This is a genomic window from Arthrobacter sp. P1_B9 (assembly GCF_056406495.1).
In genome coordinates this window covers 415,567-426,619 of the sequence record NZ_JBFUAA010000003.1, presented here as the reverse complement: position 1 = coordinate 426,619, position 11,053 = coordinate 415,567, and the positions used below count along the sequence as shown (strand labels likewise).

Genomic DNA, 11,053 nt, shown 5'->3' with positions numbered 1-11,053 from the left:
GATCATGAGCAATACACCCCGCACTCCGTCGCACAGGGAGGAACGCCCGGCGAACACGCAGCGCGTCCTCAGCGGGCGCTATGAGCTGGGTGAGCTGATCGGCCGTGGCGGCATGGCGGATGTTTTCCGCGGCCTCGATACCCGGCTGGGACGTACCGTGGCCGTCAAGCTGCTGCGCCCGGACCTGGCCCGGGATCCGCAGTTCCAGGCCCGCTTCAAGCGCGAGGCCCAGGCTGTCGCGGCACTCAACCACCCCTCGATCGTGGCTGTCTTCGACACCGGGGACCACGCGGTCCCCGGTGACCACGACGACAGCGTCCGGGTGCCCTACATCGTGATGGAGTTCGTTTCCGGCAAGACCATCCGCGACATGGTGCGGGCCAAGGACGTCACCATCGACCAGGCGATCGACTTCACCCTGGGCGTGCTGTCCGCGCTCGATTACAGCCACAAGGCCGGGATCGTGCACCGCGACATCAAGCCCGCCAACGTGATGTTTTGCCCCGATTCAAACAGCGTCAAGGTCATGGACTTCGGAATCGCCCGCGCCATTGCGGATTCGTCCGCCACCATGACACAGACGCAGGCCGTCGTCGGCACGGCGCAGTACCTGTCCCCGGAACAGGCGCGGGGCGAAGCCGTCGACGCGCGCAGCGACCTGTACTCCGCCGGATGCCTTCTCTACGAGATGCTGACCGGCCGGCCGCCCTTCATCGGCGACAGCCCCGTCTCCGTGGCCTACCAGCACGTTCGCGAGATCCCCGAGCCCGCCAGCAGCCTCAATCCCGAAGTCTCCGCCGCGCTGGACAGCGTGTTGATGAAGGCCCTGCAGAAGAACCGCGCCGACCGTTTCCAGGACGCCGCCGCCTTCCGCCGCGCCCTGCGGGCCGCGCGCAGCGGCGTTCCGGTGACGGCGCCGTCCGCCAGCGAGGCCCCCACCGACCCCACCAACGAGGTTCCCCGGCACGACCCCCTGGCGCCCACGGCAGCTTTCTCCCTGACCGGCGCCAAGTTCCTCGACGATTCCCCCGGCGGCCGGCTGCGGCCCGCCGAAGAAATACCCGACGACGAGGAAGTGCTGCAGCCGGCTGGCACCGAACTCTATGGCATTGCGGACACCGGCAGCCTGCCGCTGGCGCTGCCGGTCGAACGCGAGCACACCCCGCGCCAGAAGACGCGCCGCCGCACCTGGATCGCGACGCTCGTGGTCCTCACACTGCTGGTGCTGGCCGGCGGCGGCCTGTGGCTGTACAACCTCATGAATCAGGCCCCGCCGCAGGCAACCAAGGTACTGGTTCCCACGGTGACGTCCCTGACGGAATCAGAGGCCCTGCAAAGGCTGTACAACGCAGGTTTCAAGCCACAGCTCCAACGGCTGCAGCACGAGAGCATTCCCAAAGGCACCGCGATTGGCACCGTGCCGACGTCGGGGAGTTCCATGGACGCCAACTCGGACATCATCCTCAACATCTCCGAGGGCCCCAGCGCGATCACCATCCCGACGGACCTGCCCGGCCGGACCGAGGCGGCAGCCCGCGATCTTCTCCACCAAACGGGGCTGACTGGCGCCCTCACCACCAAGATGTCCAACAACCCCACCGTTCCGGTCGGCATTGTCATCACCACCAACCCGGCCCCGGGCCAGGTTGTGGCCGTGGCGGACGCGGTCGAAATCGTCGTCTCCACCGGCAAGGTGGCTGTGCCGCAGCTGATCGGGCTGCCGCTGGCGGAGGCGGAGGCGAAACTGAAGGAACAGGGCCTGGTGCTCAAGGCCACCGAGGTGGAGAACTCCCAGGTGGCTCCGGGCAAGGTGACAGGCCAGGCCGATGCCGCGGATTCGCTCGTCGAACAGGGCAAGACCATTACCGTGACCGTGGCGAAGGCACCGGCGCCGCCGCCGCCGCCGCCCCCGCCGTCGCCCACGCCGACGCCGACGAAGAGCGCGTCCAAAGAGGACGCGGCCCTGGGCGGACTGTTCCCCTAACCCGGTCGGGAAAAACCTAAGGTGCCGGCTACCGCCGCGCCCGAGCTTCCAGTGCCTGCCGGGTCAGTGCTTGATGAGCGGGCTCAGGTCCGCTGCCCGTTCGGCAGCGCCCGCCATGCCCAGCGACTCCAGCCAGTTGCCGAGCATCTGGTAGCCGCCTTCGGTCAGGACGGATTCCGGGTGGAACTGGACGCCGCACAGCGGGGCGGTGCGGTGCTGCAGGCCCATCACCACACCGGTGCCCGTTTCCGCGGTGATCTCCAGGACCTCCGGGATGCTCTCGCGGACAGCGGCCAGCGAATGGTAGCGGGTGGCCGTGAGGGGCGACGGGAGCCCCGCAAAGACGCTGGTTCCATGGTGTTCGACGAGGGAAGTCTTGCCGTGCATCAGTTCGGGAGCGTGCGTCACGGTTCCGCCGTAGGCCTCCGCCAGCGCCTGGTGCCCCAGGCAGACACCCAGCATGGGCTTGTCGTGGCTGCCGCACCACTTGATCAGCTCAATGCAGACGCCGGCCCCGGCTGGATTCCCCGGACCGGGAGAGATAAGGACCCCGTCCCGCGCCTCGGCCATTTCGATCGCCTCGGCGAGCGTGACGTCGTCGTTGCGGACTACGGTGGTCTCCGCACCGAGCTCCTGGAGATAGCCGACCAGGGTGTAGACAAAGCTGTCGTAGTTGTCTACGACCAGGATCTTCGTTGTGCTCATGGGTGCCTTGCCGAACCAATCGTTGAATCTGTTAACTGGGTGAATTGCGCCAGCCAGGGAAAAAGGAACTGAACCATCAATACCAGTGCTCCGGCCGCCAGCACCAGCGCGGTCGCAATCCTGAGCCACAAGGGCCCGGGAAGGCGGCGGAAAAGCCAGCCATACATTCGTCAGCCTTCCCCGGCCGCGCGGGCCGCCCGGGAAATTTCAGCCGGCGGTCCAGCCGAAAGGGACTGCCACCGCTCCAGCAGGGCGTAGGCCACAAAGCGTTCCTCGGAGCCAAACCGCGGGTTGCAGCTCGTCATGGTCAGGTAGCTCTCTGTCGGCGCGGCGCCCGGCCGCATCGGCACCGGCAACAGCACATCGGTCCGCGAGGGGAGGACTGTCTGGCTGTTCCGGAACACGTAGACATAGTAGCCCTCACGGGTCTGGACGTAGATCCGGTCCCCGGGCACCAGGGCGTCGATATGGTCCAGGACGGCGCCGTGGGTCTGCCGGTGCCCTGCCAGGGCGAAGTTTCCCGCAGCCCCTGGCATGGCCGTGCCCTGATAGTGCCCGATGCCCAGAGTGTCCAACACCGCCGGAGTGGTTCCCTGAACGATTGGACGCGTGTATCCGGCGCCGAAACGGGGAACATACAGGATGCCGATGGTCGCGCCCTCGGCCGGTTCGGGCGCGACGGCGGGATCCGGGGCAACAGCCGACGGCAGAGGCGGCGCTGCGGGAGCGGCTGTTCCAATCCCGCGGGCAAAGTCGTGCACCGCCTCGCGCTGCCGGGCGTCGGAGGCCACATTCGTCCACCACAACTGCCAGGCTACAAAGAGCAGGACAATGACGCCCACGGTCAGGAGCAGCTCGCCCGCGACGTGGATGGAGCGCAGGAGCAGCCCGCGGCGGCTGCGCGCCGTCCGGCCGGATTCCTGCTCCAACTCCAGCACTGCGGGTTCTCCTCCAAGACGGTTGCGCGGGTCCACGGCGTGGCCGGAACTACAGCTAGAATTGTGCGACACAAGAATTCAAGCTCGACCAAGAGCACGTTGGCCGGCGGGGGCTCGCTTCCTGCAGGATACCAAGCCACGTTGGCCGCTCTTGTTCCAGCCCGCCAAGGAGGATCAGTGCCCGAGTCGAAGCCGCGTAAAAGGACTGCCCGTGTGGCCCCGCAGACTTCTGCCGCGGAGGCCTACAAGCCCAATCCGGTCTGGTTCAAGCCCGTCATGTTTGGCCTGATGATCATTGGCCTGCTGTGGATCATCACGTTCTACATCACAGAGGGCGCCTTCCCGGTTCAGGCTTGGGGCTCGTTGAACATCGTCGCCGGCTTCGGAATCGCGATCATCGGCTTCCTGATGACCACACGCTGGCGTTCCTGACACCAGGCCCGCGCGGCGCAGATCCCTGACGGGCCGGTACACACAGTGTGCCGGCCTTCGCCGTTAACCCACAGCATTAGTCCCGGCCCAGCGAAGGAATCCAGATGACCCCGGCAGTAAACGGCTCGACCATTGGCGACGACGGACTGGCGCGGCCGGCGTGGGCCGCCGTGGATCCCATGCTGCGCGAGTATTACGACTCCGAGTGGGGCATGCCCGTCCGGGACGAACAGGGCCTCTACGAACGCATCAGCCTCGAGGGATTTCAGGCGGGGCTTTCATGGGCGACAATCCTGCGCAAGCGGCCCGCTTTCCGCGCGGCGTTCAAGGAGTTCGACCCGGAACTGGTGGCGCGCTTCACGGACGCCGATGTGGAGCGGCTCATGCTCGATGCCGGGATCGTCCGGAACCGGCTGAAGATCCAGGCAACCATCACCAATGCCCGCGCTACTCTGGCGTTGAGGGACGACGGCGGCCTGGCTGACTTCGTATGGGCGTTCCAGCCGCCCTCCACACCCCGGCCGAACTCCCTGGATGAGGTCCCCACCACCTCGGCCGAGTCCGTCGCGCTCTCCAAGGCGCTGCGCAAGAAGGGCTTCGCCTTCGTGGGGCCCACCACGATGTTCGCGCTCATGGAGGCCATCGGAATGGTGGACACCCATCTGCTGGACAGCCACCGGCGCGGGTCATCGGGCGTCTGGCCACATTGACCCGGCGGCGACCCGGCGAGGTCCCGCCTCATTATCCACAGCTGTGCACAAGTCTGGGGAAACTTATCCACACTGTTCATAAGTTCCGGGTCTTCATGCGGTTCAGCCGGGTTCGGCGGCCACAGCGGGGCGCAAAGCCACTGTTGAGATCCCCGGCCGGTTCTGAATTACACGGCTGTAAGTTATTAACAGTGTGGATTTCCTGTGGACAAGTTCCCCGATCCCGGCAACAGGCCGCGGATGGCACCGCGGTCCCGCCGCACGGCCGGCTCACGGCAGCCTCGGGGCCGCCTCGGGGCAGGCCGGCCGCCCGACGTTGTGGCCCGTCCCGACCACAGCTGCACCGGGCGAGTTATCCACTTAATAACAGCTCACTACCCACAAGTTATCCACAGCTGGGGATAACAGCCGGCGCATCGGAGCCGCAACCCCCTCTGCCGGGCCATGAGCCGGGTTAAATCCCGCGGATGCTCAGACCATCAAGTTATTAACACTGTGAATAACCCTGTTGAAACACACACCGCGGCCGTCCCACGGCCCGTCGCGACCTGCCGCCGCCGCGCGCGGGCCCTGTGGGGGCGACGGCGCTGGGAGAACGTCGGGGAGACGCGGCGCCGCCTGGAGGTCCTGAGGCACCGGTCCCTAGTGTGCCCGTGGCACCGTTCTGTGGAGTACTCCCTGGGGTGCCCGCGGCGCACGGCCGGAACAGGGCTGGTGCCGCCCGGCGCCAGGCAACAGGGCCTGGGCGGGCACAGTTGTCCACTTACTCACAGGGCAACCCACAGAAGTTATCCACAGGTGTGGAGATCGGGTCGGCAGCATCGCCTGCAAGCTGGATAATCGCCAGCCCGGGCGGTCAGAACCGGGTCGTCACAGTGAACTACACGCTTGTAAGTTATTAACAATGTGGATAACCGCTGTGGAAAACTCTCGGATCCGCACCTGTGAATTCAGGTTCGGGGCGCGGCCCGGGTGTACAGGGGGAAAGACCCACAAAGCGGAGGGAACAGCCAAGGAACACCAGCGAGGGAAACACTGGAAAAGAGTGAAGGGGCCGGGCGTTCAATTCCGGCCGGTTACGGCCGATTGCGGCCGGGGACTTCGGCAGGAGCGGGCTAAGCGCCGGCGCCGGCCATTCGCACGACGGACACGGCGATCACCAGGGCCAGGACCACCGCGAGGCCGATGGCCTGCAGCAGGGTCTGCCGCGGGCCGCGGGGGGTGTAGGCAATCACGGCGGCGCTCAGGGCGCCGGTGACGAGGCCGCCAAGATGGGCCTGCCAGGCGATCTGCGGGACCATGAAGCCGATGACGCCGTTGATGGCAATCAGGACCAGGAGCTGGCGGACTTCGCCGCCGCGCTGGCGCTGGACCACCAGCAGGGCGCCGAACAGGCCGAAGATGGCGCCGGAGGCGCCGACGAGGCCCACCGGGCCGTTCAGCGGATACACCGGGGTCAGCAGGAGGAAGCCGACGGAGCCTCCGACGGCCGAGAGCAGGTAGATGGCCAGGAAGCGGGCGTGGCCCAGCAGCGGCTCGAGGATCTGGCCGAATATCCACAGCGTGTACATGTTCAGGACGATGTGGAGCAGGAATCCCTGCGAGTGCAGGAACGCCGAGGTGAGCATCCGCCACGGTTCAACGCCGGTCAGTGCGGGAGCGTAGGCCAGTTGCTGGTAAATCCCGTCGTTGGGGACTATCCACTGCAGCGCATAGACAAGGGCACACAGCGCGATGATCACGTAAGTGACCACGGGTTTGCCGGCGGTCACGGCGCCGCCGTAGACGGTCCTGACGGCCGGCGTCGTGCGCTTGGTTTCGTTGACACAGTCAACGCATTGGAATCCGACGGCGGCCGCCCGCTGGCAGTCGGGGCACGCAGGGCGCCCGCACCGCTGGCAACGCACATAGGCGGGCCGGTCCGGGTGCCTGGGGCATACCGGGACCTCTGCGGACGGCTCTGCCGCCGGAATTCCGTAGCTCATGGTTGTGGGTTAGAGCTTTTCGATGTCAATGCTGTTAATGGTGACATCCTCGACGGGGCGGTCGCCCATGCCGGTGCGGACGCCTTCGATCGCGTCGACGACCTTCTTGGATTCGTCATCGGCGACCTCACCGAAGATGCTGTGCTTGCCCTGCAGCCAGCCGGTGGGGATGGTGGTGATGAAGAACTGCGAGCCGTTGGTGCCGCGGCCCATCTGGACGCCGGCGTTGGCCATGGCCAGCTTGTACGGCTCGTTGAAAGTCAGTTCCGGGTGGATCTCATCGTCGAACTTGTAGCCCGGTCCACCGGTGCCGCGGCCCAGCGGATCGCCGGCCTGGATCATGAAGTCCTTGATGATGCGGTGGAAGATGGTGCCGTTGTAGAGCGGCGTGCCGGTCTTGTCCTCGCCCGTTTCCGGGTGGGTCCAGGCCTTCTCACCGGTGGCCAGCCCGACGAAGTTGTCGACGGTCTTCGGCGCGTGGTTGCCAAAGAGGTTGACGACGATGTCGCCGAGGCTCGTGTGGATAGTGGCTTTTGCGGTTGCGTTGGCAGTCATAGCGCCCATTCTTCCATGACGGCTACGCCCGCGTAGGGCCGCACAGTCAGTTCCGCGCTGGGTGAAATCCACTGGAAATCGGCCTGAAGAATAGCCGGTGCGTTCCTAGACACGTAGGCTAACAGCAGAACCGTCACATTAATCGGGAGGTAGTTGTGAAGAAAACGGATCGTATTGCCCGTGACTTGGAGCAGTCAGTCAGCACCGGAGTAGACAGCGCCAAGGATTGGGCGGCCCCGCGGGTTGAGGCTGCCGTGAACTGGGCTGTTCCCCGCCTGCAGCACGGACTGGACACCGCCTCTCCCAAGATCCAGGAGGGCCTCAAGTCGGCGGCCCACAATCTGGCCGGCGGCGTTGCCACTGTCACTCCCCGCCTTCAGGATGGCCTGGCCCAGCTGGCGCCGAGGATCCACGATGCCGCGGACAGCGCTACCCCGCGCCTGCACGAAGCTGTGGACAAGGCAGCCCCGGTCATCGCCAATGCACGCGACCGGGTTGTTGTCGAGTACCTGCCCAGGCTTTCCGACCAGATCGGGCAGGCTTCCGTGGCCGTCCACCGCACGTTGGAAAACGCCCCGGCCCACGTGGACGCCGTCGCACAGAAGCTTGTTGATTCCGGTGTTGTCACCGGCGTCCAGACGCAGGCCCAGGCCGTCAAGGGACACGCCAAGAAGGCAGGCAAGAACGCCAGCAAGAACATCAAGGCGGCCGCCAATGAGGTCACCAAGACGGCTAATGCCAAGCTCGCCAAGCAGCAGAAGCCCAAGCACCGCGGCCTGCTGATCTTCGGCATCATCGCTGCCGCCGTTGCAGCCGGTGTCGCCGCCTGGCGGGCGTCCAGGCCGGTGGAGGACCCCTGGAAGGTACCGACGCCGGTAAAGCCCGCCCCCACGGCCGCCCCGGCCGGCGAATCGCTGAAGGACGCCGCCGACAAGGCCGGTTCCGCGACTGTAGCGGCAGCGGACTCCGCGGCTGAGGCATCCAAGGAGGCTTCCGATTCCGCAGCCACCGCGGCGGACAAAGCCACGGAAACGGCCAAGGACGCCGCCGGCAACGCCGCTGAGGCCGCCGACAAGGTTGCCACCGACGCCAAAACGGCCGTACGCAACATCGCGGCCAGCCTGAACAACGGCGCAGACAAGCCCGGCAAGTAGAACCTGGCCGGCACAGGCCGGCTGAGTCGAGACCCTGCGCCGGGCAGTCCCGCTGCCGGCAGGTGACCTGCACTCTCCCAAGGAGGGATTCCGCCACGGTGCGGGATCCCTCCTTTTGTTTGACGCGGCCTCCGCAGGCACGTCACGGTCCGGCTTGAAACGCCAGGCTAGATGCTAAATTTGTGGTGATGTCACCCCATAGATCACCCCAGGATGCCTTGCTCCTTGCTCCGCCGCCGGCTGTGTCTATCGTCATCCCGGCGTACAACGAGGAAAGCGTCATCCGGCAGTGTCTGATCGCCGCGGTTTACCAGTCGGTGCCCGCTCACGAAATCATTGTGGTGGACAACCTGTCCAAGGACCGCACGGCGGAAATCGTGCGGCAGATGCAGCTGGAGTATCCGGAGAGCCCGATCATCCTGCTCAGCCAGGACCGCGACCAGGGGCTCATCCCCACACGCAATTTCGGTCTGGACCACGCCACGGGCGATATCCTCGGCCGGATCGACGCCGATTCCGTGCTGGAACCGGACTGGGTGGAGCAGGTGCAGAAAGCCTTCGCCGACGAGTCTGTGCACGCTGCGACCGGTCCGGTGGTCTATTACGACATGCCCATGCGCCGGTTCGGGCTCAAGGCCGACGACAAAATGCGCCAACTGATGCTCAGGCTTGCCAAGCACCAGTATCACTTCCTCTTCGGTTCCAACATGGCAATGCGCCGCTCGGCCTGGGAGACCATCCGCACGGAAGCCTGCCGCGACGAGCGGGACGAGATGCACGAGGACATCGATCTGTCGCTGCACCTGGCCGACCACGAGCTCCGGATCCAGTACTGGCCGCAGATGATCTCGGGCATGTCGGCCCGGCGGCTGGAGGACTCGCCGCGGGATTACCGCTATTACGTGACGCGCTTTGACCGCACCTACAAGGCCCACAACGTCAAGAAGATGGCACTGAAGGCGCCCATGGTGGTCTTCTTCTCGGTCTACTTCCCGGCGAAACTGCTCCGTGCCATCCACACGGTCAACGTTCCCCAGCCGGCCCGCCGCGGCGGCCAATAGCGGCCAATGGCGGCGGCCACGCGGCCACCGGGAGATGCCGGGGAGATGCGGCCGCCGGGAGCGGCCTAGTCGGTGCCGAGCTCCGCCAGCCGCTCTTCACCGGCTCCCTCGCCCGTTCTCCGGGCGGAGCGTGAGCCTCGCTGCCCCAGGACCACGACGGCGAGCCCCACCAGGATCATCGCCAGCCCCGCGTAGGTTCCAGCCGGCAGCGTCTCGTCCAGGAAGGCTGCGGCCAGGAGCGCCGCTCCGGGGATTTCCAGCAGGATGATCATGGACACCAGCAGCGGGCTCATGGTCGCCAGCAGATAGTTGAACGCGGTGTGCCCCACCAGCTGTGCGCACACGGTAATGGCGAGGATCCCCAGCCAGCCGGTGGCTTCGAACCCTGCCAGCGGCTGTCCAGCCAACAGCGCCATCCCCGCCACAATCGCGGCGCACATGCCGTAGCACAGGGTCGTATAGACGCCGGTGCCCATGCTCTGTCGCGCCTTGCCTCCGGCGAGCGTGTAGATGCCCGCCAGGGCGCCGCCGGCGACGGCCAGGAGATCGCCCACAAGCGCCTCGGGCGAGGAACCCATATCAAAACCGGTGATTGTCACGACACCGCCGAAGGCGAGCCCCAGCCCTACCAGGACCGGCCAGCGGAACCGGACTCCCCGGAAGAGTTGGAAGATCGCGATCCAGCCTGACTGAAGGCACACCAGCGCCGTCGCCGCCGCGACCGACGTCAGCTGCAGGGAGGTAATGAAGCACGCGAAGTGCAGGGCCAGGGCCACCGCCGCGGCGAGCGACCAGCGGAACTCGGCTCCGGTCACCTTTCCGAACTGACGGGGGTTGCGGACCACAACCGGACCGGCCATCACGACTGCTCCAATGGCGTTGCGCCAGAAAGCGATGGCGAGGGCACTGACCGACGTGGCGCCCAGCGTGGCGGCAATGAGGGGCCCCGACGAGGCCACACCCAGCACGCCTACGGCCGCAAGTAAGAAGTTCACGCTCCAACACTAATGGGACGGACAGCAGGGGCCCTTACGGCCGCTGCTCCTTGACGGGTGGATACCGCGGTGCCAATCTTAAGGCGCGGTCTCACGTTCCGGTCTCGCCATCATCGAAGAAGGAGACCATCATGGCGTCAATGATCCGCAAGAGCCTGGACGATCCCGAAGAGACGCGCCCCGTTGCCGAGGGCATGGGTCAGGTGGATCTCGTCAACCTCGAGGCCGGCCCGGTTGGACGGGCCACCTTCCTTCCGGGCTGGAAATGGTCAGACCACGTCAAGCCGATCGCCAAAACTGACAGCTGCATGGCCAGCCATACCGGCTACACGATTTCCGGCCGCATCAAAGTCGTCATGGACGACGGCGAAGAACTCGAATTCGGGCCCGGCGACTTCGGTGTGATTCCGCCGGGCCACGACGCCTGGGTCCTCGGCGACGAGCCCTACGTGTATATCGACTGGCAAGGGATGGCGGACTACGCCAAGCCGAAGGAGTGAGTGGGGAAGGCATGAAAAAAGCCCCGGACAACGT

Annotated in this window: 11 protein-coding genes; 6 read left to right on the top strand and 5 right to left on the bottom strand. The window is 66.1% G+C overall.

The features are described from left to right. The first annotated feature begins 4 nt into the window (after nucleotides 1–4). Nucleotides 5–1,984, top strand: a complete 1,980-nt coding sequence (pknB, locus tag AC1D1A_RS06910) for a Stk1 family PASTA domain-containing Ser/Thr kinase (RefSeq protein WP_476947390.1) — start codon at nucleotides 5–7, stop codon at nucleotides 1,982–1,984. 63 nt (nucleotides 1,985–2,047) lie between these two features. Here the strand turns inward: pknB and AC1D1A_RS06905 are convergent, their stop codons facing one another. Both AC1D1A_RS06905 and AC1D1A_RS06900 read right to left on the bottom strand, forming a co-directional pair. Further along, a complete protein-coding gene (locus AC1D1A_RS06905) occupies nucleotides 2,048–2,689 on the bottom strand; it encodes an anthranilate synthase component II (protein WP_028278232.1) in 642 nt (213 codons plus the stop codon). A 170-nt stretch (nucleotides 2,690–2,859) separates the two neighbouring features. After that, complete coding sequence (locus AC1D1A_RS06900) at nucleotides 2,860–3,627, bottom strand: class E sortase (protein WP_476859648.1); 768 nt, start codon at nucleotides 3,625–3,627, stop codon at nucleotides 2,860–2,862. A gap of 177 nt (nucleotides 3,628–3,804) precedes the next feature. Between AC1D1A_RS06900 and AC1D1A_RS06895 the strand changes: the two genes are divergently transcribed. Together AC1D1A_RS06895 and AC1D1A_RS06890 are read left to right on the top strand one after the other, a co-directional pair. Further along, the gene (locus AC1D1A_RS06895; RefSeq protein WP_028278234.1) at nucleotides 3,805–4,059 is read left to right on the top strand and encodes a cell division protein CrgA; all 255 of its coding nucleotides are present in this window, start codon (nucleotides 3,805–3,807) and stop codon (nucleotides 4,057–4,059) included. 104 nt (nucleotides 4,060–4,163) lie between these two features. Further along, nucleotides 4,164–4,769 (top strand): DNA-3-methyladenine glycosylase I, encoded by a 606-nt coding sequence (locus AC1D1A_RS06890; protein WP_476947389.1) that lies wholly within the window; start codon nucleotides 4,164–4,166, stop codon nucleotides 4,767–4,769. A 1,115-nt stretch (nucleotides 4,770–5,884) separates the two neighbouring features. Here the strand turns inward: AC1D1A_RS06890 and AC1D1A_RS06885 are convergent. Together AC1D1A_RS06885 and AC1D1A_RS06880 are read right to left on the bottom strand one after the other, a co-directional pair. Next, nucleotides 5,885–6,754, bottom strand: a complete 870-nt coding sequence (locus AC1D1A_RS06885; protein WP_230008395.1) for a rhomboid family intramembrane serine protease — start codon at nucleotides 6,752–6,754, stop codon at nucleotides 5,885–5,887. Between the two features lie 9 nt (nucleotides 6,755–6,763). Next, complete coding sequence (locus tag AC1D1A_RS06880) at nucleotides 6,764–7,309, bottom strand: peptidylprolyl isomerase (RefSeq protein ID WP_026538031.1); 546 nt, start codon at nucleotides 7,307–7,309, stop codon at nucleotides 6,764–6,766. Between the two features lie 155 nt (nucleotides 7,310–7,464). On the opposite strand from AC1D1A_RS06880, the gene AC1D1A_RS06875 reads away from it, so the two are divergent. Then, nucleotides 7,465–8,463, top strand: coding sequence for a hypothetical protein (locus AC1D1A_RS06875; RefSeq protein WP_230011606.1), 999 nt, complete (start codon nucleotides 7,465–7,467; stop codon nucleotides 8,461–8,463). 188 nt (nucleotides 8,464–8,651) lie between these two features. Then, complete coding sequence (locus AC1D1A_RS06870) at nucleotides 8,652–9,524, top strand: glycosyltransferase family 2 protein (protein ID WP_223914864.1); 873 nt, start codon at nucleotides 8,652–8,654, stop codon at nucleotides 9,522–9,524. A 65-nt stretch (nucleotides 9,525–9,589) separates the two neighbouring features. On the opposite strand, the gene AC1D1A_RS06865 is transcribed toward AC1D1A_RS06870, so the two are convergent. Further along, on the bottom strand, nucleotides 9,590–10,519 hold the full coding sequence (locus AC1D1A_RS06865) for a DMT family transporter (protein WP_476850708.1): 930 nt from the start codon (nucleotides 10,517–10,519) through the stop codon (nucleotides 9,590–9,592). Between the two features lie 131 nt (nucleotides 10,520–10,650). Here AC1D1A_RS06865 and AC1D1A_RS06860 point away from each other — a divergent pair, with 131 nt between their 5' ends. Next, entirely contained in the window at nucleotides 10,651–11,019 is a 369-nt protein-coding gene (locus tag AC1D1A_RS06860; RefSeq protein ID WP_230006371.1) for a cupin domain-containing protein, read from the top strand. Nucleotides 11,020–11,053: the final 34 nt, after the last annotated feature.